This is a genomic window from Collinsella sp. AM40-7AC (assembly GCF_003468125.1).
GTDB lineage: Bacteria > Actinomycetota > Coriobacteriia > Coriobacteriales > Coriobacteriaceae > Collinsella > Collinsella aerofaciens_O.
Window position 1 is genome coordinate 307,581 of the sequence record NZ_QSGK01000001.1, and the last position, 23,999, is coordinate 331,579.

The following is a 23,999-nucleotide window of genomic DNA, read 5'->3' on the forward strand; positions in this document are numbered from 1 at the left end:
GTCGCAAAAGACCGGGCACCCCCTCTCGTAATGTCATTTGCAATCCGCTAGCACGTGGCTCGGACTGCTGCTAGCGCAACCTTTACGCGGCGAGGCGCTTGAGCACGTCGATGAGCAGCTCGTAGAAGCGCTCGGCAGAAGCGAGCTCCATGCTCTCGTCCGGGGTGTGGACATCGGAGAGCGTCGGGCCCACGGCGATGGCGTCCAGGCCGTGCAGGGCCTCGGCAAACAGGCCGCACTCAAGGCCGGCGTGAATGGACTCGATGCGCAGCTCGGAGCCAAAGAGCTCGCGATAGCTCTCGACAAAGACGTCGCGGACCGGCGAATGCTCGGCATAGCTCCAGCCGGGATACTCGAACTCAAACTTGGCGTCGAAGCCCAGGACATCGGCAAGCGTCTGCAGACGATCCTTGAACTCGTTCTGCAGCGAGGTGATCGAAGAGCGCGGGGACAGCATGATCTTGACCTCGTCGTCAGAAGTGGCGACCACGCCGATGTTGGAGGAAACCTCGACGGAGCCGTCGGTGGCGACGTTGCGGCGGATCACACCGTTGGGGGCAAGACGCAGGGCGCGGATGAGGGCAAGCGCGGACTTCTCGTCCATGGCCTCGACCTCAGCGTTGTCGGCGATCTCGACAGTGCAGGTAAAGCCGGGGTCGAAGACCTCGAGCTCGGCGGTAACGTCGGCGATGATGCCCTTTGCGATCTGGGCCGCGGCCTCGGCGGCAGCGTGGTCGGCATAGACCAGAACAGCCTTGCACTCACGGTTGATGGCGTTGTCCTTGGTGCCGCCGTTAAAGCTAACGATGGCAGGCTCGCCGGCAACCATCAGGCGGTCGATGATGCGGGCCATGATGAGGTTGCCGTTGCCGCGCTCCAGGTGGATATCGCTGCCGGAGTGACCGCCCAGCAGGCCGGAGATGTCGAGCGTGAGGGCGCTACCGGTCTTGTGCTCGCGCGTGATCGGGCAGGTGTAGGTAACGACGACGCCGCCGGCGCAGCTCACGGTGGCAACGCCCTCTTCCTCGGAGTCAAGGTTAATCATGGTGCGGGCGCTAATCTGGGACTTGTCGAGCGTCTCGGCGCCGACCAGGCCAGTCTCCTCGTCGGTGGTGAATACGCACTCGAGGGCCGGATGGACAATCGAATCGTCGTTGAGCACGGTAAGCATAAGCGCGACGGCGATACCGTTGTCGGCGCCCAGAGTGGTGCCGTTAGCGGTGAGGACGCCGTCCTTGACGACCAGGTCGATACCATCGGTCGTAAAGTCGTGCTCAACGGAGCCCAACTTGTCGCACACCATATCGATGTGGCCCTGCAGCATCACGGTCGGAGCATTCTCGGCGCCGGCAGAAGCGGGCTTGCGAATGATGACGTTGTAGACCTCGTCCTGGTACACATCGAGGCCGCGCTCCTTAGCAAACGCAACCAGGAAATCGCTGATGCCCTTCTCGTTGCCAGACCCACGGGGGATCGCGCTGACCTCCTCAAAGAAATGGAACAGCTGGGCGGGCTCGTAGCCGGTGATCTTGTAATCCATGGTGCCTCCTTGGCGCAACTGGTTAGACAGTAAGACATGCGTCTTGTATATTCCCAGACTTTGCGTGCATAAACCAGTCGAAAACGCCGAGCGCCCTTGCATCATCGGCTAACGGCGGGGAAACGCCACTTTATTAAGATAAAGCAGGCTAGACGGGCCGTGCCGAAGGGGCGTTGGACCCTTCAACCAACCTCAACGCCTGTTGAACATTAATGCATACACCATTGGTATGTTTAATAAGATTCTTGTCCTCCGTCACAACGTAATCGGCATCAATGCGATTGGCGACGCCCAGCATCAGGTCGTCCTCAAAGTCATTGTGGTGGTACTTGAACACAAAGGAGTCGAAGACCTCGTCTGCACCGACCGGGGCGATGAGGGCTAGCTCGCGCATCTGTCGAACGCATGCCCAAGTCGTTTCGTCTGCCGCCGCAATGGCGTTATCGCTCAGTGAGCCAGTCTTTCTTCGGCACTCCTGCTTGATTGCCGCCGAGACAAGATATGAAACGTCTTTGACCGAAAGCGACGAGGCAAACAGGGCAATCCGCTCCGAGGCGTCGGCAATCTCGATCAGATGGACGACATTTGCCGTACGGTCGGACCTGCCAGAAAAATAATCCATCCATACGTTGGTATCGATTAACAGCTTGAGGACGCCTTCTGTGCTCATAGTTCCACCCATTCGGGATAGCGCTCCGCCATGGCCTCCTCATAGAGGTCGTCATAGTCTCCCGAGAACTCAGGGATGGGGATGCCGTATTTGAGGCACGAATCGCGAACGATATGGCTGCCTTGCGCGGCCCTTGACTCCATGCGCTGGGGCTCCACTCCGTCAGAAACCGGAGCCGCCGCGTCTCCCTTCGAGGGCATGTGTCCGTTAACGACCAGATACTCCCAAAGTGTCCGAACGGCTTGTGACGGCGTCATGCCAATATGAGTCAGGACGGCGTCTCCCGCCTCTTTGAGCTGGCGATCTATACGCACGTTCATCTGAACTGGCCGCGTGTCGAGTATTGACGTAGGCATATCAGCTCCTTTGCTATACTATATCTCGATTTTAGTATAGCACGGCAGATTGAAGCGCATTTCAATAGAAATGGGGGCGCTTCCTTATCGGAAACGCCCCCGTTATACAAGGTATGTTTAATCCCTACAGCGCACCAGAGCCGGCTTGCATCATACCGCCGGGGCCCGAGGTCACGCCGCCGCTCACGGGCGCGGCGTTGCCGGTGTGCGGTGCCGCCGGGGCGGTATCGCCACCGAGCGTGCCCGCCGGACGCGGTGCCGGGATCTCGCCCGTGCCGTGGCTAAAGACAAACTTGCCATCGGCCACGTCGCACAGGACGGTATCGCCCTCGCCCCACTCGCCGGCCAAAAGCTCCTCGGACAGCGGGTCCTCGATGAGCTTTTGAATAGCACGGCGCAGCGGACGCGCACCGTTGGTGAGGTCGGTGCCCTCGGCCACGATCTTGTCATAGGCCGCATCGGTGAGCTTGATGTTCATGCCGTTGGCAATCAGGCGCTGGCGCAGATCGTCCACCAGCAGGTGAGCGATCTTGGTCAGGTTCTCGCCCGAGAGCTTCTGGAACACCACGATGTCGTCGATGCGGTTGAGCAGCTCGGGGCGGAACAGACGCTTGAGCTCGCCCATCGCGCGGCCGCGGATCTCACTCGAGGTGAGGCCCTGCTCGCCGGTGGTGCCAAAGCCCACGCTCGCATCCTGCGCGATCTCGCGGGCGCCCACGTTGGATGTCATGATGATCACGGTGTTGCGGAAGTCGACCGTCTTGCCCTGGCTATCGGTCAGACGACCCTCCTCCAGCACCTGCAGCAAGATGTTGAAGATATCGGGGTGCGCCTTCTCGATCTCGTCGAACAGCACGACCGAGTACGGGTGGCGACGAACGGCCTTAGTGAGCTGGCCGCCCTCGTCGTGACCAACGTAACCCGGAGGGCTACCGATGAGCTTGGATACCTCGAACTCGCTACCGAACTCGGACATGTCGAAGCTGATGAGCGCATCCTTGCTGCCAAAGAGGTACTCGGCGAGCGTCTTGGCGAGCTCGGTCTTGCCTGTGCCGGTGGGACCCAGGAAGATAAAGCTGCCGCCGGGGCGACGCGGGTCCTTGAGCGGCGAACGGCTGCGGCGCACGGCCTTGGCGACGGCCTCGACGGCCTCGTTCTGGCCGATAATGCGGGTCTTGAGCACGCTTTCGGTCTGCAGCAGGCGACGGCTCTCGCTCTCGGTGAGCGAGGAAACCGGCACGCCCGAGGTCACGGACACGATGTCGGCAATCTGACTCACGTCGATGGTGAGCGGGCTGGCGTCGAGCTCGGCGGTCCAGGCAGCCTTGGCCTCGGCGAGTTCAATCTCGGCAGCCTTCTGCTGCTCGGTGATCTCGGCGGCCTTGTTCATGTCGTCGCTCTCGGTAGCCTCCTGTGCGGCAGCCTTGAGTTCCTCGATGCGATGCTCGGCCTCGCGCACCGGCTCGGGTGCGCGATTCGCGGCGATGCGAGCGCGGGCACCGGCCTCGTCAATGAGGTCGATGGCCTTATCGGGCAGGAAGCGATCCTGGATGTAGCGGTTGGAAAGGTTCGCAGCGGCCTCGACAGCACCCTGTGTGTAACGCACATGGTGGTGCTCCTCGTAGCGCGGCTTGAGCGCGGTCAGGATCTTGACCGTGTCCTCGACGCTCGGCTCCTCGACATCGATGGTCTGGAAGCGACGCTCAAAGGCCGGGTCCTTGGTGAGGTACTTGCGGAATTCCTCGGCCGTGGTGGCGCCGATAATCTGGAAGGCACCACGCGCGAGCACGGGCTTGAGCATGGAGCTTGCATCGATGGATCCCTCGGCAGAACCGGCACCGATGATGGTGTGCATCTCGTCGATAAACAGAATGACGTCGTCGGCCTCGGTCGCCTCCTGGATCACGTTCTTGAGGCGCTCCTCAAACTCACCGCGATACTTGGCGCCCGCGACAAGACCCGGCAGGTCAAGCGTCCAGATGTTCTGGTTCATAAGGTTCTCGGGCACATTGCCGGCAGCGACTTGCTGTGCCAGGCCCTCGACGATGGCCGTCTTGCCCACGCCGGGGTCGCCCAGGATAAGCGGGTTGTTCTTGGTGCGGCGCGAAAGAATTTCCATCATACGCTGGACTTCCTTTTCGCGACCAATTACAGGGTCGAGCTCGCCGTCGCGCGCCTTCTGCGTGAGGTTGGTCGCGAACTGCTTAAGCGTATCGGTGCCACTCCCCTTTTGCTGAGAGGCATCCGAGCCGCTAAAGAACGGCAGGCCCGCACCGGGACGACCAGCACCGGCGCCGGCGAGCGGACGCTTCTTGTCCTGGTCCTTGGCGGTGAGTTTCTCGATAGCCTTTTTGATGGAGGCGGACGACACACCCAAGCGCATGAGGATGTCCATGGCCATGCCGTTGCCCTCTTCGACGATGCCGATCAGCAAGTGCTCGGTCGACACGTAGGTCTGGTTGTTCTCACGCGCCACGCGGAATGAACGCTCCATCACGCTAATGACGAGCGGCGTAAAGGCGAGCTTGGCCGCCTCGGTCTCCTCACTGGGGTCGGGAACCGTGGTCTGGACCTCTTTGAGAGTATCCATGATGTCATCGTAGGAGATGTCGAGCGAACGCAGCGCCTCGGCGGCAATGCCCTCGTCCTCCTTGGCAAGCGCGAGCAGCAGGTGCTCGGTACCCACCTTATTTGAATGAAGATCGAGCGCCTCTTGCTTGGCCATGGACATGACCTTGCGCGCGCGATCGGTAAAACGGTCTAACATGCTAGTTCCTCTTAGACGAGCTAGTTTTTTCAAACGCAAAGCGCCGCCCCGCGGCAGCGCTTTGGTCTCTTTACCCATATGGAGTATATGTTAACCGTTGGGACCTTTCCTGCCCGTAGCCGCGCGACAACGTCTACAAAAAAGGAATCGCCAGGTGCGTCTGTATCGGCCCAACGAGCGTGGATTTTCGGACACCCATTCCATGAACGTGGATAATCTCCCGTTTTGAGCCCGTAAACAGGCCAAAAACGGGAGATTATCCACGTTCATGTTATGCGGATCAGTTTCACTTGCGCCAATTAGCTGGTGTGGCGCCAGCGAGGGTCGGTGAGCGTACGCGCCACACCCAGACCAACGGGCAGAAACGCCACGATGAGCACTGCACGCACAAACCAGCCGAGCATATTGACCGTGTCGAAGGTGCACATGTAATACATCGAGCGATACAGATACAAGCCCGGCACCATAATGACAATCGACGGCACCGTGAGGGCGATGCGTGGGTAGGTGAGCTTGATTTCGGCTAAGCTCGCGAGCAGTCCCGATACCAGCGCGCCGATAAACGCTGCTGCCTCGGGAGGCATACCCACGCTCAGACCCAGGAAGGGAAACAGCGTCGGCGCATCAACGAGCGTAAGGCGCAAGGTATTAGACACGGCGCCGATGAGCCCTGCCGCCGCTGCCATCTTTACCGGACTGTTGAACATAACCGAGAAGCCAAATACTCCGACAAAGCTCATCACAATACGCAAGAGTGTAAGAGCCAACGGTGAGAGGCCGAGCGGGGCAAAATCATCCGGCGCCAGCCCCACACACTCGGCAACCATCCAGCCTACGAGGGTCGCCATCACAATAATCGACACAGCATACGAAAGACGCTCAATGCCGCTTCGCATGTCGAGCTTAGCGATGTCGAGGCCTGCCGTAATGAGAGGAAAGCCGGGGATCACAAAGAGCATGGCGCCGATATAGCCTTCTTGGTGCGACATTGCCCCCGGTATGACCTGGCCAAGGCCAAGCAATGCCAGTAGATACGAGACGCAAGCGAGTGCAACGCCGATCGTCAGCGCGCTAAACTGGCCAAGGCCCTGCTTGAGAATATGGGAGCGCGCAAAGTTGCCGACACCAGCGCCCACAAATGCACAGGCCATCTCGATAGGGCCGCCGCCGAGCAAAAAGACAAAGGCGCCGCAAGCACAGGCCGCCGCAATGCCCTGTTGCCAGGGAGTGTAATCGGGTTTTGAACTCTCAACGGTCTTGAGCATCTCGTGGTACTCATGCACGGTAAACCGGCGCCCGTAAACCTCGATTTCCTTTAAGAAGCTCTCCATCATCCATATGCGATGAGTATTGACCCCCGTTGTGGGTAGGCTGACGACCTCGTTAAAGCAGTGACCATCTTCGATACAAGTACACTCAAACGACAGGAGACTTAAGTCAACGTGGATGGTGACACCGAGTACAGCGGCGACGCGATTCATGGTATCGCGTACACGCCAGGCACCCGTTCCGCTCGCGAGCATAAGCATACCGGTGCGGCAAATGATGGATGATTTATCGGTGAGCGGCGCATCGACGGCAAGCTCACCGCCTGCCGTCACGATCTGGCACCAGTCGGTTTTCATATGGAGTGCGCCGGCACGAACACCGTGGTGCATGGGGGCTCTCGAAAGCAGCGAGTCAAGGCGCGAAGACTGTGGGGGTTCCGTCGATTCGACCTCGTCCTCGTCGGGCCCTTCATCAACAAGGTCGAAAGCATCGAGCGACGCCGGCTCGCGACGATCGATCAGCTCCTCGTCCTCATCGTCAAAGTAATTGAACTGATCGAGCATGTCCTCTTCGATTGCACGATCGCTCGCGTCGTTCATATAGACGCTCCCTTCCTACCGACTAACCCCCATCCTAGGCAGCGACGGCTAAAGGAAACATAAAAGAGACGACTGTCATGCATGGAAGGCGTAAACCCCCAATGCGCCGGTAGACCCCAGGCGGCTAGGACCGTCCCCAAGTGCCGGCACAAGAGGAACGTCCCTAAGTGCCAACCAGGGCAACGCCGCAGGTAGAGGACGGACAGCGAAAGCCCGCCAGAGCGAGCAAGGTGCCTTCAAGCAAAATGGCGCCGCAGGTTGAGCATAAGTCAGCGAGCGGGTCGCATTTGAGGCAAGGTGGCGTGAAACGAAAGGGCGCTGACCTTCTGGTCGCGCCCTTGAAGTTGAACGTCAGATTGCCCAAATGCGGCCCGCGCAGCGTCGAGCCGTTACGCGGTTCGTAGAACCGCGTAACTAGTTAGTACATCTTTGCGCCGGCAGGGATGGAATCGTCGAGCTGGATCAGGTTGAGACGCTCCTCGCCCTCCTCCTCGTGGATGGCGCTGATGAGCATGCCACAGCTGGGGATGCCCATCATCTTGCGCGGAGGCAGGTTGGTGATGGCGAGTAGGGTCTTGCCGACCAGGTCCTCGGGCTCGTAATAATCGTGAATGCCGGAGAGGATGGTGCGGTCGGTGCCGGTGCCGTCATCGAGCGTAAAGTTCAGCAGCTTCTTGGACTTCTTGACGGCCTCGCATGCCTTGACTTTCACGGCGCGGAAGTCGCTCTTGGAGAAGGTATCAAAGTCGACGAACTCCTCAAACAGCGGCTCGACGGCAATCTTGGAGTAGTCGAGCGTGGGCTTGAGCGGCTTGACGAAGGGGCTCGCGGTGTTGCCGGCCTCGGCAGCCTTGGCAGCGGCGGCACCGGACTGGAAACCCTTCTCGGGCTTCATGTGCGGGAACAGCAGCACGTCGCGGATGGATGCCTGGTTGGTGAGCAGCATGACCACGCGGTCGATACCGATGCCGATGCCGCCCGCGGGAGGCATACCGTACTCGAGGGCGCGAACGTAATCCTCGTCGTACTCCATGGCCTCGTCGTCGCCGCCGGCCTTCTCGGCCATCTGGGCAGCGAAGCGCTCGGCCTGGTCGACCGGGTCGTTGAGCTCGGAGAACGCGTTGGCGTACTCGTGACCGGCGATGACCAGCTCAAAGCGATGGGTCAGGCGCGGATCATGCTCAAAGCGCTTGGCAAGCGGGCTAACCTCGATGGGGTAATCGCACACGAAGGTGGGGTTGACGATGGTGTCCTCGCCCAGCTCGTCATAGATCTCGGCGATGATCTTGCCGGCGGTCCACTCGGGCTTGATCTCCAGGCCCTTCTCGCGTGCAGCGGCAGCAAGCTCCTCAACCGGCGTGTCGATGGTGACCTGCTTACCAATCACGTCAGAGACGATATCGGTCATGGAACGGCTTGCCCACTCACCAGAAAGGTCGATGGTCTGGCCCTGGTACTCAATAACCTCGGGGTTGCCGATAGCCTTGTTAGCGGCCTTAATGACACCCTGGGCGAGCGCCTTCATGCCCTCGAGATCGGAGAAGGCGCGGTAAGCCTCCATCGTGGTGAACTCGGGGTTGTGGGTGAGGTCCATACCCTCGTTGCGGAAGATGCGGCCGATCTCGAAAACGCGCTCAAAGCCGCCGACGATGCAGCGCTTGAGGTGCAGCTCGGTGGCGATACGCAGGTAGCACTCCTGATCGAGCGCGTTGAAGTGCGTGATGAACGGCTTGGCAGTAGCTCCGCCCTGGATGGTCTGCAGGATAGGGGTCTCAACCTCCATGTAGCCATCGGACTCCATAAAGCGGCGGAACGTGGAGAGGATCTGCGAGCGCTTGCGGAAGGTCTCGCGAACGTCGTCGTTGGCGATGAGGTCGACATAGCGCTGACGATAGCGGGTCTCCTTGTCGGAGAGGCCGTGGAACTTCTCGGGCAGCGGGCGAACGGCCTTGGACAGCAGCGTCGCGCTCTTGGGGGCAACGGAAAGCTGGCCACGCTTGGTGCGCACGACTACGCCGGTCACGCCCAGGATATCGCCCAAGTCGAGGGCCTTGAGCGTATTCCAGGCGGCCTCGTCCATATCGTTGATGCGGCAGAACAGCTGGATCTCGCCGGTCGCGTCGCGCACGACGATGAACATGATCTTGCCCTGACCGCGCTTGGCGACCACACGGCCGCCGATCTTCACGACGTCCTCGGTGTCCTCGCCATCGGTGAGCTCGGCGTACTTAGTCTCGATGTCGACGACGTAGTCCTCAATCTCGGAGTGCTCGGGATAGGGGTTCTGGCCCGCCTCGAACAGGGCGGCGCGCTTGGCCAGGCGCGTGGCGCGCTCGTCGTTGAGCGTCGATGCCTGCTCGGCGGCGTTCTGGTTCTCTGCCATAGTTAGCTCCTCAAACTAAAACGCTCCCCAGGATTCGGTCCCAGGGAGCGAAAACATACCTTTACGCGGGACCGTGGTCTAGCGTGCAATCTTTGCGATGGTGTAGACGCGGGTCTTGCCCGAAGGCGTAACGACCTCGACGGAGTCGCCCTCGCCGTGACCGATGATGGCATGGCCGACCGGAGACTCGTTGGAGATCTTGTGCTCGAGCGAGTTGGTCTCGGTGGTACCGACGAGCGTGACTTCCATGACCTCACCGTTGGGATCGATCAGAGAAACGGTGGAACCGATGGAGACGGTCAGATCGCCCGTGGTGGCAGCGACCTGAGCGTTGGCGAGGATGGCCTGAATCTCGGCAATGCGAGCAGCATTCTGGGCCTGCTTGTCCTTGGCGGCGTCGTACTCGGAGTTCTCCGAAAGGTCGCCGAACGCGCGGGCTTCCTTGATGTCCTCGACGATCTCCTTGGCGTAATCGCCCTCACGCCAAGCGAGCTCCTCGACGAGCTTCTGGCGGCCCTCAGCGGTCAGTACGATCTGGCTTGCGTCCATACGGATATCTCCCCAACTATGATGTAACGATCAACTGTCAACAAAACGAAAAAGACCGGCTAGCCTGCGGGCAAGCCGGTCAGGTGCTCACCCCAAAGGGATGGGACTACTCTGCGTCCGCGTCGCTGTCCTCTGCCTTCTTTTGCTTGGCAGCAGCGAGCTTGGCCTCGAGCTCTGCGATCTCCTTGTCCTCCTTGGACTCCTCGACCACAACGTCCTCGGCCTGCTTGGTTTCGCCCTTATCGTCGCCCTCCATACCCTCGCGGATATTCTTGACGGTAGAGCCGAGGGACTTGCCGAGCTTCGGCAGGTTCTTAGGCCCGAAGATAATCAGGACAACAACGAGAATAATGATGAGCTCAGGAGCCCTCAGTCCAAACATGTAGACCTCCACAATACAGCGAGACAAGCTCGAATGAGTATACCGCGGGTGCCGCGGTATCACAACAATAGCTAAAAAAAGGGACCGCAAGAAGCGGTCCCTCCTCATGCTCTGGTCGGGTTGACTGGATTTGAACCAGCGACCCCTGCGTCCCGAACGCAGTGCTCTACCAAACTGAGCCACAACCCGTTAGCTCGACTATAGTAACAAAGATTTTCGCCGCGTGCTAGAGAAATTTTTATTTCTTTGGCGCTTCAATGCGAACCGTGTTGGGAATGAGCTCCGTCGCGCAGGACCACCAGCCGTTTTGCAGGGCAGCGTCGGCAAGCCTTTCGGCCGTGACGGCGGTGTCGCAAATGGCAAACGAGCAGGCGCCCGATCCGCACACATCTACAGCAACGGCGCCGTCCTGTTTACGCAGCCAATCGAGCACCGTTTGAATCTGCGGCTCCATCTGTGCGGAAATGACACCCAGGTTGTTATGGATGAGCGCATATGCCGTCTCGGTATCACCAGCACGCAAGGCAGAAGCTATCGCGCCGGGCTTGTCTGCAGGCACTGGGGCCTCGTCAAAACGTCGATAGGCTTCAATTGTTGAAACGCTTGCCTCGCGCGGCTTGACCAGCACGACGGGTGTCGCAGGTAGTACGGGGTACTCGGTGGCCAGCACGTCTCCCCCACCTACGTAAAATGCAGGGCTGGCATGCAAAAAGAAGGGAACATCGGCGCCAATACCCCGTGCAATGTCGTCGAGCGCTGGGTCGGTGCGATCAATTCCCCAGAGCTCCGCCAAGGCAACAATGATCGCGGCCGCATCCGTCGAAGGGCCGCCCAAGCCGGCGCACAATGGAATGCGCTTCCCAATCGTCACGCAGATGTTTGCCTCGCGACCATAATGCTCGGCCATAGCAACCGCAGCCCGATACGCCGTATTCTTTTGCATGGGAAAATCTGATGCCGGAACCGTCTGGACGGTCAGCGCCTGCGCCGGCGTGACCGTCACGGTATCGGAAAGGTCGACGGCTGCCATCAGGGAATCGACCCTGTGGTAGCCGCGGGCGTCACGCTCGGTATGAACCCCCAGATAGAGGTTGATCTTTGCCGGCGCGGAAAGGGTCAGGGACCAATCGGTCACCGCTAGTGCTCCTCGAGCTGATTGCCGAGCGGAGTAAAGATGTGCTCACCGCTCTCGGGGTCGAACAGCTCGACCTGACCGGTAAGGACGTCGATGTACTGGTAGGACTGACGCGACTTGCGGCCGCGGCGTTCGTCAACCTCGACGATAAAGACAGCCGGGTGGACGCTCTTGATGGTGCCCATGCGCTCGACGACGCGGGTGCGGCCCATGTTGGCCTTCACCTTAACGCGATCGCCCACCATATCGGTCAGCTTCTCGTGGATGTCGTCGACGTGATTGACTTCCATCTCTTCCATGAACAGGGCCTCCAGAAGGTGCAATTCAAAAAGGGGATAATACCCCTAAGATAGACAAAACTCTAATACTATAGCACCCTGTTGCGACCACGCGCAAGTAGCTAAATAAGCCCCGTCCCAAATTGACTACTTACAGATTGTCTGTGTCCAGAACGATGGTGAATGGACCGTCGTTGACGAGGTCGACCTTCATGTCGGCGCCGAAGATGCCATGCGCTACGTGCTCGACGTCCTCGCGCACAAGCGTCAGGAAGTACTCGTAGAGCTTGTTGGCAACATCGGGGGCGCCGGCATCCGTAAACGATGGGCGGCGGCCGTGACGGCAATCGGCGAACAGCGTGAACTGCGACACCACGAGAACCTCGCCGTCGACATCGGCAAGTGCCAGGTTGGTCTTGCCGTTCTCGTCCTCGTTAATGCGCAAGCCCCGGAGCTTGCCCCACAGCTTATCGGCCTCGGCGCGCGTGTCGCCGTGGCCCACGCCCAACAGCACCAGATAGCCGCGCCCAATTTTGCCCACGCACTCGCCGTCGACCGTCACGCCGGCGTTGAGCACGCGCTGCACCACCGCACGCACGGCCTACTCCTCGCCCGTCAGTTTGGCGGATAGGTGCTCGAGCGCATGGAATCGGTGGCTGATGGCGTTCTTCTCGTCCGCCGTCAGCTCGGCCATAGTCTTGCCCGGCGTGTCGACCGGCAGGAACAGCGGATCATAGCCAAAGCCGTAATCGCCGCGGCCCTCGTGCGCAATGACGCCTTCACAGGCGCCCTCGCCATAAGTGACCAGGCCGTCCGTATCGATAAGCGCGACAACGCTCATGAAGCGCGCGGTGCGGTCCTCGTCGGCCACGCCCTCCAGATTCACGAGCAGCTTGGTGTTGTTGGCGGCATCGTCGCCATGCACGCCCGCATAGCGCGCGCTATACACGCCCGGCTCGCCGTCCAGCGCGTCGACGACCAGGCCCGAATCGTCTGCAATGGCCATGAGCCCCGTCTCTTCGACGGCAGCCTGCGCCTTGATGATGGCGTTCTCCAAAAACGTCGTGCCGTTTTCCTCGGGATCCTCAAAATCACCCAGCTGGCCGAGCGCCACAAAGCGAACCTCGGGCATAACCTTGCCCAAAATAGCCTCGATCTCGGTGAGCTTATGGGCGTTGCCCGTTGCCACGACGATGGTCGCCGCCGGGTCGAGGGTGTCGATGTCGATCTTCTCAAGTGCCATGAGTGGTCTCCTTGTCTCTATAGCAAAGTCACGTAAAAGGGACTGGCCCTTCGGCGTCTCCCCTTTCGTGTAGCATCAACCTTATCTATCGGCGTTTCCGCAGATAAAACCTACCAAAATAAACCTGTCCCTTTTTGGCAGGTTAGGCGAGGGCCTGGCGCTGAAGCTCGATGAGCTCGGCGATGCCCTTGTCGCCCAGGTCGAGCAAGTCGTTGAGGCGCTTGCGGTCGAAGGGCGCCTGCTCGCCGGTGCCCTGGAGCTCGATCATCTCGCCGGAGTCGGTGGCGACAAGGTTCATGTCGACCTCGGCGTGGCTGTCCTCGGAATAGTCCAAGTCGAGCAGGGTGTTGCCGTCGACGACACCCATGGAGATGGCGGCGACCTGGCCTGTGAGCGGGATGCGCTCGAGCTTACCCGCCTCGACCCACATGGCAAGGGCGTCGTGCAGTGCCACCCAGGCGCCGGTAATGCTCGCCGTTCGCGTGCCACCGTCTGCCTGAATCACGTCGCAGTCGACGGTGACGGTATACTCGCCGAGCGCCTTCATGTTGACGACGGTGCGCAGGCTGCGGCCGATGAGACGCTCGATCTCCATGGAGCGACCCTTGCGGTTGGCGTGCTCGCGCTTGCAGCGCTTGCCGGTCGATGCCGGCAGCATGGCATACTCCGCCGTTACCCAACCGGCCTTGGCGCCCTTGCGCCAGCCCGGCACGCCCTCCTCGATGGTGGCAGCGCACAGCACGCGCGTATCGCCAAACTCGGCCAGGCACGAACCGTGGGCGTGCTTCATGACGCCGCGAGTAAGCCTGATGGGGCGCAACTCATCGGCGGCGCGGCCGTTGGCGCGATTGACCTGCATATACTCCATAGAAAAATCCTTTCGGCAAAAGGTGGACGTGAGCCTTTGGTCGGTGCCCTTATATCTATTTCAGTTCGTCGATATCGATATGCTCAATGCTCTTGAGCGGCTGACCAAAGATAAAGCTGCCCGCCACCGCAAACTCGGCAATGTTATCGGCCGTCGTGGCAAAACGATGCTGCGGCTCGGCGGCGTCGCCCGCCAGCTGCTCGCGGCGCGTGAGGATATCGGTCAGCTCGCGCGTAGTCTCCTCGGCGGAACTCACCACGCGCACCCCGGGCCCCAGCGCATGGCGAATAGGTCCCACGAGCAGCGGAAAGTGCGTGCAGCCGAGCACTACGGTATCGATTCCGCGATCGCGCAGCGGCTCAACCGTGGCACCGACCAGCGCTCGCACGGCCGGCGTATCGAAGATGTCCTCGTTCTCGAGCCACTGCTCCTGCAGATGCGCACCCGAGGCGAGCTCGTGCTCGACGACCTCGACAAAACTCGAAGCCGGGCATCCATACACGTCCACACCGGCGTCCAAATCCTGAATGGCACGCGTGTAAGCACCCGAGCGAATGGTGAGGTTGGTGGCGAGCACGCCCACGCGGCGCGTGCGAGTGCTGTTAATCGCCGCACGTGCGCCCGGCGCGATGACACCGATCACGGGCACGTCGAGCACCTGCTGAGCCAGACGCAAGGCCGCTGCGGTCGCCGTGTTGCAGGCGATGACCATGATCTTGACGTCGTGCTTTGACAGCCAGCGGCTCGCCTGCAGTGCAAACGAGCGTACCTCGTCCTCGGTGCGGGTGCCATAAGGACAGCGTTTGGTGTCGCCGAAGTAGTAGACGGACTCATGCGGCAGCGCCGTCGCGATGGCGCGGGCAACCGTCAGACCGCCCAGACCCGAGTCGAATACGCCAATGGGGCGCGTGTCGCCAGCCAGATTCTCGATATCGGACATTACCTCACCAGATTCTCTCTCGAAATAACAGCCACGCGCGATGCGCCGCGCTACGAACGAGCCGCGACGAGCAGCTCTGCCGTTGCCACCCAGCCATCGACAATCTTGCCGCGCGTGACGTAAGCGTTATCGCAAGCGTCCAGGAACTCGGGCGCGCCGGCGCTGGTCAGGCCGTTCTCGACCAAACAGAACGTGCCCACGTGGTCGGCCATGTAGAAGTCGGACTCGGAGTCGCCGAGCGCAAGCGTCTCCTCGCGCTCGATCCCCAGGTGCTCGCAGAAGCGCGCAATGGCAACGCCCTTGTTGAGGCCCGCCGGATTGATATTGAAGGCACGACCGTCCTCGACGCGATCGAGCTCAAGCGTCGTCGGCTTGGACAGATGCGTCAGGTGGCCGTTGCAGGCCCAGACCAGGCCGCAGCCGGCCTCGTCAAGAATGGCCTGGACCTCGTCGTCGGGCACATCGCCGCGCATGCCAACGGTGACCTCGCGGTACTTGTAGCCAGTCGACATGTCGTTGTGGTACTCGATCTTATGTGGCCAGCGGGCGAGAATCTTCTCGCACACGCCGGTCTGCTCGATCACCTGATGCGGCGTGAGGCCGCAGGCAGGGTCGTAGGGCATATCGCCGGTCAGATACTCCCAATCGTTGGCCTTGAGATCGTACATGACCAGGCCACCCATCTCTCCGATGTAGGAGTTAAGGCCGAGCACGCGCGCGTCCTCGTGGATCATGGTACGGTTGCGGCCCGAGGTGGGAACCACCTGGATGCCGGCGCGGGCAAGTGCCACGACAGCCTCGACGAGCTTGGTCGAGGGGTTGCCGTCGTTGTCGCGCAGCACGCACGAGCCGGGCGCGAGCATGGTGGCGTCCAGGTCGGTAAAGACGTACTTAACCTTGGCAAGACGCTCGCGCATCTCGCCCGAAAGCTCAGCGACGGTCGGCAGGGTATTGTGGGACATGATTACTCCATTACGTAGAAGGGGCTTGGTCTAGGCGTCGTACGCCGCAAGGGTGCGCTTGAGGATCGAACCGTCGCGCTCACAAGGCTCGGGTCCGTTCTTGCGCAGCATACGCTCTTCCTCGCCCTTACCGGTCACGATGACCACGGCAGGACGGACGGTTTCGCGCACGGCAGTCTCGATAGCGGCAACGCGATCAGTCACGATTTGCCAGTTATCATTTCCCTGCGCTTGAACGTTGCGCGCGATCACGGCGCAGATATCCTCGACATCCTCGGGGCCGGGGTCATCCTCGGTAATCACGATTCGGTCGGCATACTTGCCAGCGGCGATGCCCATCGTGGTGCGTCGATCGACACCCTTACCGCCCGTAGCGCCAAATACAACCGCCAGCTCGCGCTCGGGATAGTTCTCGCGCAAGTCACGCAGGAGCGTCTCGAGGCTCATGCCGTTATGTGCAAAATCGACGACGCCCAGGATTTTGCCCGATACGGACGGATAGAGCTCCATGCGGCCGGGGACGAAGACGCCCTCAAAGCCGTGGACGATACCCTCCTCGGAAATGCCCAGGGCCTCGGCGCAGGCAATAGCGGCAAGCGCGTTGGACACATTGAACTTAACCGGCGTGGGAATCACAATGTCGCGCGTAAAGCGGGGCGTGCGCACCGTTGCCACCACGCCGCAGTCGCCATTGCGAATCGCCAGCGCAAGCACGTCGGCACGCTCGTCGGTCAGGGAGAACGTCACCGTACGTTCGCAACGAGATGCCGCCTCGAGCACACGATCGACCTTATCCATATCGAGATTGACCACGGCAAAACGGCTCTGCGAGAAGATTTTGAGCTTGCTGGCAAAGTAATCCTCGAGCGTCGGATGCTCAATCGGCGAAATGTGATCCTCGCCGAGATTGGTAAAGGCGCCGACTTCAAAGGCGATCTTGCCCGTGCGCTCGTATTTGAGGCCCTGGCTCGATGCCTCCATAACCAGCCACGGGGCACCCGCCTCCGCAGCATGTGCGATACGAGACTGCAGCAGGAAGGATTCGGGGGTCGTCAGCTTGGAAGGGCCCGTCTCGATGCCGTCGTCGAACTCAATGCCCGTATTAAGAGCGGGTCGATGACAGCCCGTAAGCTTGGCCTCGTTGACGAGAATGCCGCGCAGATAAAAGCTACAGGTCGACTTGCCCTTGGTGCCTGTAAAGGCGCAGACCTTCACCTTGCCCGACGGGTGCCCATAGAAGGCATCTGCCACCACGGCGAGCGTGCGACGAATATCGCTCACAATCACCGCGGGAGCATCGACATCGTAATCGACCTCGGAAACGTAGGCCACGGCGCCATCGGCGATTGCCGAAAGCAGGTACTCACGCTTAAACGCGCGGCCCTTGCAGACAAACAACGTGCCCGGACGCACCTGGCGCGAGTCGTCAGTCGCAAACTCAATGCGCTGGTCGCACGAAGCGCTCGGTTTGGAAACAACAAGGTCATCTTCCTCGAGCAACTCTATATAGCGCATCAGAGTTAGCTTCTCTTGTGTCGGACTCGACATACAAAGACCTCTCTCGCTCAATTCGGCCTTAAAGGGCAAAAGACGTCCCGCGGCAGAAACGATGAAACATTCTGTATTATCAACCATCCTAATATGCCACCCGACCCTGCGCGCACTGCAGCCTTCTAAAAAATTGCATGGACTGTGCCGTGGATTAATAAATGGCGGCAGTGTCCCCCCGTGTAACAACGAGGAAATCTGGGTGCTATTCTTTATCCAAATGTCTTGATGTGCCTCATTGACCCACAATGCCGACCCATCATGCCCAAGCAAAGGATTCCAGATGAAACGACACTTCGAACGTCGCCACCGCTCGGCACGCGTCCAGTTGACCCGGCACATCGTCTGCGCCTTCGCGACGGTCGTTGTGGCCCTTGCCACCATCATCGGCGCGAGCGGCTGTTCGTCCTCCCAGAACGCCTCGAGCACCTACACACTCGTCGAGAATGGCAAGCTCACTGTCGCAAGTGACTTGGCCACACCCCCGTTTGAATACGTCAACGATTCCGGCAAAGACCAGGGCTTTACCTATGAACTCATGGGCATGATCGCAGACGAGCTCGGTCTGGAGCTCAACTACTTGCCGGCGCAAAAGTTCGACGGCATTATCCCCATGGTCAAGCAGGGTGTAAAGACCGATGTCGGCGCATGTAACATCACGATTACCGACGAGCGCAAGGAAGAGGTCGACTTCACCAACCCCTATATCGACTCCAACCAGGGCGTCGCAGTTGCAAAGAACACTGGATACGACACGGTCGATAGCCTCAACGCACCGGGTGTCAAAATTGCCGTGCAGTCGGGCACCACGTCCGAGGAGTGGGCAATCGAGAACCTGCCGCAGGCAACCACCGTCAACTTTGACGACTGGACGGCAGCCTTCACCGCCGTCATGAGCGGTCAGTGCCAGGCGGTCGTATGCGATCTGCCCGTTGAGCAGTGGATGGTTTCGAACTCCTTTACCGGTATGGAGATCATCAAAGAGGTTCCGACGGGCGAGCAGTTTGGCATTGCCGTCTCTAAAGACAACCCCGAGCTGACACAGGCCATCAACGATGCCCTTGCCAAAATCAAGAGCTCCGGTGCCTATGACAAACTGTACGAGAAGTGGTTTGGCATGGCGCCCACGAGCGGGTCCGATAACAAGGATGCCTCGAGCTCAGACGACGCGACGGGCACTTCACTCGCCGTCACCTCGGCGACCGCCAAGTCAAACGAAGACAGCGGCAACGGCGTGCTCGGCGGCATCGCAACCCGCCTGACCTGGGAAGCGACAACGGGTAGCGACGAGGGCGACGTTTCGCAAATTGAACTTGAGCTGCCCGAGGGCGGATCGTTTGAAAGCACCGATGCGAAGGTCACGCTGCTCGACGGACTGAACCAGACGGGTGTCAAGGAATCGTGCTCGCTGGACGGCTCAAAGCTCGTCATCAAGTTTGCCGATCCCGTCGCCGCCGGCTCGCAGATTCGCGTTGTCGTCCCCGACGTCGTATTCCCGAGCAACGCGGGTGCCTATGCCGTCACCGGCAGCTATGTCGCCGACGGCGACAAGCGAGATCTTCCCGAGAGCCCCACCATCAGCGTCTCGGAGAGCACCATGGTGCAAGAAATCGTCACCTGGCTCGATGCCCAACCTTGGGTTGCCGCGTGGAACTCCAACCCGTTTTTGGGCATGTTCTGCAAGCCGCAGATTATCGTCACCTCAATCGCCTCGCTCTTTAAGGGCTGGGGCATAGCACTTGCCGTGACCGCCATCGGTTTTCCGCTCGCCATCCCCATCGGCTTGCTGTTTGCCTTTATGAAAATCAGCCATAGTCGTATGCTGCGCGGCATCGCCGTGACATACATCAACGTCCTGCGCGGAACCCCACTCTTCCTGCAGATCTACATTGCGTTCTTTGGGTTCCCTATGATCGGTCTCAACGTGCCCAATCTGCCGCTCGGCGTTGGCGTGCTCGCCATCAACTGCTCGGCCTATCTTGCCGAGATTTTCCGCGCCGGCATCGAGAGCGTGCCGCATGGTCAAGCAGAAGCTGCCTACTCGCTTGGCATGACTTGGTCCCAAGTTATGTCGCGCATCGTGATTCCGCAAGCCGTACGTTGCGTTATACCGACTATGACCAGCGAGTTCGTTATGCTGTACAAGGACACATCGCTGCTTTCGAGCGTTGGCGTCATGGAGCTCATGCTGTTCTCCAAAAACCTCACAGCCACCACGGGCAACATTACGCCCTACATTTGCGCCGCACTTTACTACCTGGTCGTGACGATTCCGCTCATCCACGCCGTCACCAAGGTGGAGCACCGTCTCGCCGAGCGCAGCAAGCGCTAACCGCTCATACATAGCGTTCGTAACCACGGCCCGCCGCTTCGTCTGAAGATCGGGCCGTGGTTTTTTCGGTTCGCTCGGCGCTTATGCCCTATCACGAAACAAAAGATTGGCATGATAGTAAAGATTATTTGACATCAGCTGCCGTAACCCTTGCGGCAGTACACCTGAGCCGTCAGCAGAAAGGATCTTGCATGTGCGGTTTTGTCGGTTTTACCGGTACAGATGAACAGAGTGAGCTGGTTCTCACGGCCATGATGAATCGCATCATCCACCGTGGTCCCGATATGGGCGGCCAGCATATCGTCGACAACGTTGCCCTTGGCTTCCGTCGTCTTTCGATTCTTGATCTTTCCGAAGCTGGAGCTCAGCCCATGTCGAGCGACGACGGCAAGGTCACGATTGTCTTCAACGGAGAGATCTACAACTTCCAGGAGCTTCGCGCCGAGCTGGAGGCAGCCGGCTACGCCTTCCACTGCAACGCCGATACCGAGGTCCTGGTACACGGTTACGAGGAGTGGGGCGAGGACCTGGTCAACCGCCTGCGCGGCATGTACGCGTTCGTGATTCACGACCAGAACAAGAACAAACTCTTTGGCGCTCGTGACATCTTTGGTATCAAGCCGTTCTATTACTACCAGGCATCCGATGGCTCGCTGCTGTTTGGCTCCGAGATCAAGAGCTTCCTGGACCATCCCAAGTTTGAGAAGGCTGTCAACCACGACGCGCTGCGCCCCTACCTGACGCTGCAATTCCCCGCCACGGAGGAGACCTTCTTTAAGGGCGTGTTCAAGCTTGCCCCGGCGCATTGCTTTACGTATGACCTGACGACCAACGCCATGGACATCAAGCGTTACTGGAGCTGCGACTTTACCGACGACAACTCCAAGACCTTCGAAGAGTACGTGGACGAGTGCGACAAGGTCGTGCACGAAAGCGTCGCTGCGCACCGAATCGCCGATGTTAAGGTGGGCTCGTTCCTTTCTGGCGGCGTCGACTCCAGCTACATTGCCGCCTGCCTCATGCCCGACACCACGTATTCTGTCGGCTTCGATTACAAGAACTTCAACGAGACCAACTACGCTGCCGAGCTTTCCGACAAGCTGGGCATCAAGAACGTGCGCAAGATGATTACCGCCGACGAGTTCTTCGATGCACTACCCGATATCCAGTACCACATGGACGAGCCGCAATCGAACCTGTCCAGCGTTCCGCTGTACTATCTGGCGCAGATGGCTTCCGAGGAGGTCACCGTCGTCCTTTCGGGCGAGGGTGCCGACGAGCTGTTTGCCGGCTATGAGTGGTACGAGGACACCCCCGAGATGCGCTCCTTTAAGAAGCGCGTGCCGCTCGGCGTGCGTCGCGCCCTGGGCTCACTCGTTCAGCATCTCCCCTACTTTAAAGGCCATAACTTCCTGACGAAATGCGCCGAGGTTCCCGAGCGCTGGTATGTGGGTCAGGCAAAGGTGTTCGACCCGTCCGAGGTCGACGAGGTGCTCAAGCCTGCTTATGACACCGGCAAGAACGCCGCCGAGATGTGCGCCGAGTACTACAAGCAGGTTCCCAACTGCTGCGAGCTTTCCAAGAAACAGTATCTGGATATGAACATGTGGCTGCCGGGCGACATTCTGCTCAAGGCCGACAAGATGTGCATGGCGCATTCTCTGGAGCTTCGCGTCCCGTTCCTGGACAAGAAGGTCATGGAGTTTGCCGAGCACATTCCCGCCAACTACCGTGTTAACGAAGAGGGCTGCAAGCTTGTCCTGCGCCACGCCGCCAACCGCACGCTGCCCGATGAGTGGGCAACGCGCAAGAAGGTGGGCTTCCCCGTACCGGTCAAGTTCTGGCTGCGCGAGCAGAAGTATTATGACTACGTTAAGGAGTACTTCACCGCGCCGTGGGCTGCCGACTTCTTTGACACCGATGCACTCATGAAGCTGCTCGACGATCACTTTGAGGGCCGTGCGCTCAACCAGCGCAAGATCTATACCACGCTGACGTTCCTCATCTGGTACAAGCGCTTCTTTATCGACGAGGACACGGACGCAGAAGTCGCCGCGTAAGTTTCGTTATGAATTAGCGGTGAACAGCATAGGGTTTCCGCTATACTCAATCCCTGCGGGCGATTGGCGCAACGGTTAGCGCAGGTGCTTTACACGCACAAGGCTGGGGGTTCGAATCCCTCATCGCCCACCATTGAATTGGAAACGGTCCTCGAAAGGGGACCGTTTTTGTTTGGGCCCATTTCATGGGATTCGAACCCGCAAGGGTGCGGAGCTGAGGAAACGCGAAGCGTTTTCCAGCGCAGCACGCGAGGAGCGAAGCGACGAAGCGGAAGCGGGCGGCGCCAGCCGCACGCGGACATCCCTCATCGCCCACCACTTGATTGAAAAGGCTCCCAGCGATGGGGGCCTTTCCTTTTTGGGCCCATCGCAGAGGAATTCGAACCCGCAAGGGTGCGGAGCTGAGGAAACGCGAAGCGTTTTCCAGCGCAGCACGCGAGGAGCGAAGCGACGAAGCGGATGCGGGCGGCGAAATGGACCCTTGGCGAATACCCGTGTGCAAAAAATGCCAAATATGAGTACTGCTACCTTTTTGGTAGCAGCGTTTTCGAAGTCATAAAAGGCAAATCCGACATTAGAACGACGACTGATAGTCCAGTTAAGCCAATTTAGTTACTGCAAAACTGGACATATGTGGCCCAACTCATCTAAAAACGCCCAATTTATATGTTACGAAGTTAGTGCCCGTACTCATATTTGCCACTTTTTGCACACGGCCTATCCCAGCCATGGTAAATCGATAGCAAAACGGGCTCCAGACCGCTGAATCGTGCCGCATATGGCACGTCCGCAGTCCGGAACCCGGTCCAAATTGAGTTATTGCGCTGTGTTAGGCCAAAACGTCCGACAAAATCTCGATCAGGCTGTCCACGTCGGCTTCTTCGCAGACAAGCGGCGGCAGGAAACGCAGCGTGTGGGCACCAGTAGCGTTAATCACGGCGCCGGCGGCCAGCGCGCGGGCAACAATATCATGCGCATCGCCCGCAGCGTCATCCAGATCGCAGCCGAGCATTAAGCCGCGACCGCGTACCTCGGTAACGTGCGGAAGCTTGGCCAGCGCCTGCTCCATATAAGCACCCACCTTGGCGGCATGCTCAGCGTAGTCGCCGCGCACAAGCGCGGAGAGCGTCGCGGCGCACGCCGCGACAGCCAAGCAACTACCGCCAAAGGTCGAGCCGTGGTCGCCCGGCTTAAACACGTCGGCGATCTCCTTCTTTGCCACCACGGCACCCATGGGGACGCCGTCGGCGATCCCCTTGGCAAGGCTCATGATGTCGGGCTCCACGCCATAGGTCTGGAATGCAAACGGCTTGCCGGAGCGGAAGATGCCACACTGGACCTCGTCGGCGATAAGAACGGCACCCACCTCGTGTGCCAAGTCGCGCGCTGCCGCCATAAACTCCTCGGTCATGGGGTGCACACCGCTCTCGCCCTGAATCGGCTCGAGCATGACGGCGCAAATCTCGCTTCCCAGCTGCTTAAAGATTGCACGCAGCTCATCGACATCGTTGGGTGTGCAGGCCACAAAGCCGCCCGGCAGCGGACGGAAGCTGTCCTGTAGCCAATCCTGCATGGTGGCGGCAATGGTCTCGAGCGTACGACCGTGGAAGCCGCCGCGCATGCATACGATGGTGTTGCCGCCGTTACCAGCACGCTTGGCGTACAGACGCGCGAGCTTCATCGAGCCCTCGTTGGCTTCAGCACCAGAATTGGCAAAGAACGTCTCCCACACCTGCTCGCCCGCCGTCGGAGCGCCGAGCGCAGCGGCCGTGGTCTCATCGCCGGCGGCAATGGCATCGGCCAGAACGCACGCACCATCTACGTCGTCGTTGGCAAGCTTGGACAGCAGCGCCGCGACCTGTCCACGCTGCTCGATGTAGAAGTAGTTAGACACGTGCAGAAGCTTTTTGGTCTGAGCCTCGAGCGCCGAAAGCACTGCAGGATTACCGTGGCCTAGGCTACACACGCCAATACCAGCGAGAAAGTCGAGATACTCACGACCATCGTCACCGATGAGCTTCATGCCGTGGCCTTCGACAAACTCTACCGGCGAGCGACCAAAAGTATGCATAACGTAATGGGATTCGAGCGATTGTTGAGTTGCAAGTGACATGGGAT

Annotated in this window: 19 protein-coding genes and 2 tRNA genes; 3 read left to right on the top strand and 18 right to left on the bottom strand. The window is 59.8% G+C overall.

Annotation, left to right across the window (positions count from 1 at the left end; all coding sequences use genetic code 11):
* Positions 1–82: 82 nt before the first annotated feature.
* From DW892_RS01380 to DW892_RS01460, 17 genes are all read right to left on the bottom strand, one after another.
* The gene (locus DW892_RS01380; RefSeq protein WP_117765126.1) at positions 83–1,540 is read right to left on the bottom strand and encodes an aminoacyl-histidine dipeptidase; all 1,458 of its coding nucleotides are present in this window, start codon (positions 1,538–1,540) and stop codon (positions 83–85) included.
* Positions 1,541–1,688: 148 nt separating this feature from the next.
* Positions 1,689–2,210, bottom strand: coding sequence for a PIN domain-containing protein (locus DW892_RS01385; RefSeq protein ID WP_158566988.1), 522 nt, complete (start codon positions 2,208–2,210; stop codon positions 1,689–1,691).
* Positions 2,207–2,566, bottom strand: coding sequence for a type II toxin-antitoxin system RelB/DinJ family antitoxin (locus DW892_RS01390; RefSeq protein WP_117765130.1), 360 nt, complete (start codon positions 2,564–2,566; stop codon positions 2,207–2,209). The genes DW892_RS01385 and DW892_RS01390 overlap by 4 nt, the downstream gene beginning before the upstream one ends.
* Before the next feature lie 124 nt (positions 2,567–2,690).
* Positions 2,691–5,333 (bottom strand): ATP-dependent Clp protease ATP-binding subunit, encoded by a 2,643-nt coding sequence (locus DW892_RS01395; protein WP_117765132.1) that lies wholly within the window; start codon positions 5,331–5,333, stop codon positions 2,691–2,693.
* A gap of 299 nt (positions 5,334–5,632) precedes the next feature.
* A complete protein-coding gene (locus tag DW892_RS01400) occupies positions 5,633–7,201 on the bottom strand; it encodes a threonine/serine exporter ThrE family protein (protein ID WP_199577648.1) in 1,569 nt (522 codons plus the stop codon).
* Positions 7,202–7,619: 418 nt separating this feature from the next.
* Positions 7,620–9,584: a lysine--tRNA ligase gene (gene lysS / locus DW892_RS01405; protein WP_117765134.1), complete on the bottom strand. Its 1,965-nt coding sequence runs from the start codon at positions 9,582–9,584 to the stop codon at positions 7,620–7,622.
* A 78-nt stretch (positions 9,585–9,662) separates the two neighbouring features.
* A complete protein-coding gene (gene greA / locus DW892_RS01410) occupies positions 9,663–10,133 on the bottom strand; it encodes a transcription elongation factor GreA (RefSeq protein WP_006234960.1) in 471 nt (156 codons plus the stop codon).
* Positions 10,134–10,239: 106 nt separating this feature from the next.
* Positions 10,240–10,515, bottom strand: a complete 276-nt coding sequence (gene tatA, locus DW892_RS01415) for a twin-arginine translocase TatA/TatE family subunit (RefSeq protein WP_152073393.1) — start codon at positions 10,513–10,515, stop codon at positions 10,240–10,242.
* Positions 10,516–10,627: 112 nt separating this feature from the next.
* Positions 10,628–10,704: transfer RNA gene (locus DW892_RS01420), tRNA-Pro, on the bottom strand.
* 49 nt (positions 10,705–10,753) lie between these two features.
* Positions 10,754–11,650, bottom strand: coding sequence for a 4-(cytidine 5'-diphospho)-2-C-methyl-D-erythritol kinase (gene ispE, locus DW892_RS01425; protein ID WP_117765136.1), 897 nt, complete (start codon positions 11,648–11,650; stop codon positions 10,754–10,756).
* A 2-nt stretch (positions 11,651–11,652) separates the two neighbouring features.
* A complete protein-coding gene (locus DW892_RS01430) occupies positions 11,653–11,949 on the bottom strand; it encodes a Veg family protein (RefSeq protein ID WP_006234957.1) in 297 nt (98 codons plus the stop codon).
* 130 nt (positions 11,950–12,079) lie between these two features.
* Positions 12,080–12,526: a D-aminoacyl-tRNA deacylase gene (dtd, locus tag DW892_RS01435; RefSeq protein ID WP_117765138.1), complete on the bottom strand. Its 447-nt coding sequence runs from the start codon at positions 12,524–12,526 to the stop codon at positions 12,080–12,082.
* A gap of 3 nt (positions 12,527–12,529) precedes the next feature.
* Entirely contained in the window at positions 12,530–13,171 is a 642-nt protein-coding gene (rdgB, locus tag DW892_RS01440; RefSeq protein WP_117765140.1) for an RdgB/HAM1 family non-canonical purine NTP pyrophosphatase, read from the bottom strand.
* Between the two features lie 142 nt (positions 13,172–13,313).
* Positions 13,314–14,039, bottom strand: coding sequence for a ribonuclease PH (rph, locus tag DW892_RS01445; protein WP_117765142.1), 726 nt, complete (start codon positions 14,037–14,039; stop codon positions 13,314–13,316).
* 55 nt (positions 14,040–14,094) lie between these two features.
* The gene (gene murI, locus DW892_RS01450) at positions 14,095–14,979 is read right to left on the bottom strand and encodes a glutamate racemase (RefSeq protein WP_117765144.1); all 885 of its coding nucleotides are present in this window, start codon (positions 14,977–14,979) and stop codon (positions 14,095–14,097) included.
* A 50-nt stretch (positions 14,980–15,029) separates the two neighbouring features.
* Positions 15,030–15,941: an HAD family hydrolase gene (locus tag DW892_RS01455; RefSeq protein ID WP_117765146.1), complete on the bottom strand. Its 912-nt coding sequence runs from the start codon at positions 15,939–15,941 to the stop codon at positions 15,030–15,032.
* 30 nt (positions 15,942–15,971) lie between these two features.
* On the bottom strand, positions 15,972–17,456 hold the full coding sequence (locus tag DW892_RS01460) for a Mur ligase family protein (protein WP_233546747.1): 1,485 nt from the start codon (positions 17,454–17,456) through the stop codon (positions 15,972–15,974).
* 316 nt (positions 17,457–17,772) lie between these two features.
* Here DW892_RS01460 and DW892_RS01465 point away from each other — a divergent pair, with 316 nt between their 5' ends.
* The 3 genes from DW892_RS01465 to DW892_RS01475 all read left to right on the top strand — a co-directional run bounded on the left by DW892_RS01465 (position 17,773) and on the right by DW892_RS01475 (position 22,014).
* A complete protein-coding gene (locus DW892_RS01465) occupies positions 17,773–19,821 on the top strand; it encodes an ABC transporter permease subunit (RefSeq protein WP_117765150.1) in 2,049 nt (682 codons plus the stop codon).
* A gap of 191 nt (positions 19,822–20,012) precedes the next feature.
* On the top strand, positions 20,013–21,881 hold the full coding sequence (gene asnB, locus DW892_RS01470; RefSeq protein ID WP_117765152.1) for an asparagine synthase (glutamine-hydrolyzing): 1,869 nt from the start codon (positions 20,013–20,015) through the stop codon (positions 21,879–21,881).
* Positions 21,882–21,938: 57 nt separating this feature from the next.
* Positions 21,939–22,014: transfer RNA gene (locus DW892_RS01475), tRNA-Val, on the top strand.
* A 696-nt stretch (positions 22,015–22,710) separates the two neighbouring features.
* Here DW892_RS01475 and DW892_RS01480 read toward each other — a convergent pair.
* Positions 22,711–23,994, bottom strand: coding sequence for an aspartate aminotransferase family protein (locus tag DW892_RS01480; protein ID WP_117765154.1), 1,284 nt, complete (start codon positions 23,992–23,994; stop codon positions 22,711–22,713).
* Positions 23,995–23,999 lie beyond the last annotated feature (5 nt).

Coding starts and splice junctions, on each gene's coding strand:
- DW892_RS01380 (WP_117765126.1), bottom strand. CDS start 1,540: ATGGATTACAAGATCACCGGCTACGAGCCCGCCCAGCTGTTCCATTTC.
- DW892_RS01385 (WP_158566988.1), bottom strand. CDS start 2,210: ATGAGCACAGAAGGCGTCCTCAAGCTGTTAATCGATACCAACGTATGG.
- DW892_RS01390 (WP_117765130.1), bottom strand. CDS start 2,566: ATGCCTACGTCAATACTCGACACGCGGCCAGTTCAGATGAACGTGCGT.
- DW892_RS01395 (WP_117765132.1), bottom strand. CDS start 5,333: ATGTTAGACCGTTTTACCGATCGCGCGCGCAAGGTCATGTCCATGGCC.
- DW892_RS01400 (WP_199577648.1), bottom strand. CDS start 7,201: ATGAACGACGCGAGCGATCGTGCAATCGAAGAGGACATGCTCGATCAG.
- lysS (WP_117765134.1), bottom strand. CDS start 9,584: ATGGCAGAGAACCAGAACGCCGCCGAGCAGGCATCGACGCTCAACGAC.
- greA (WP_006234960.1), bottom strand. CDS start 10,133: ATGGACGCAAGCCAGATCGTACTGACCGCTGAGGGCCGCCAGAAGCTC.
- tatA (WP_152073393.1), bottom strand. CDS start 10,515: ATGTTTGGACTGAGGGCTCCTGAGCTCATCATTATTCTCGTTGTTGTC.
- DW892_RS01430 (WP_006234957.1), bottom strand. CDS start 11,949: ATGGAAGAGATGGAAGTCAATCACGTCGACGACATCCACGAGAAGCTG.
- rdgB (WP_117765140.1), bottom strand. CDS start 13,171: ATGGCACTTGAGAAGATCGACATCGACACCCTCGACCCGGCGGCGACC.
- rph (WP_117765142.1), bottom strand. CDS start 14,039: ATGGAGTATATGCAGGTCAATCGCGCCAACGGCCGCGCCGCCGATGAG.
- murI (WP_117765144.1), bottom strand. CDS start 14,979: ATGTCCGATATCGAGAATCTGGCTGGCGACACGCGCCCCATTGGCGTA.
- DW892_RS01455 (WP_117765146.1), bottom strand. CDS start 15,941: ATGTCCCACAATACCCTGCCGACCGTCGCTGAGCTTTCGGGCGAGATG.
- DW892_RS01460 (WP_233546747.1), bottom strand. CDS start 17,456: ATGCGCTATATAGAGTTGCTCGAGGAAGATGACCTTGTTGTTTCCAAA.
- DW892_RS01465 (WP_117765150.1), top strand. CDS start 17,773: ATGAAACGACACTTCGAACGTCGCCACCGCTCGGCACGCGTCCAGTTG.
- asnB (WP_117765152.1), top strand. CDS start 20,013: ATGTGCGGTTTTGTCGGTTTTACCGGTACAGATGAACAGAGTGAGCTG.
- DW892_RS01480 (WP_117765154.1), bottom strand. CDS start 23,994: ATGTCACTTGCAACTCAACAATCGCTCGAATCCCATTACGTTATGCAT.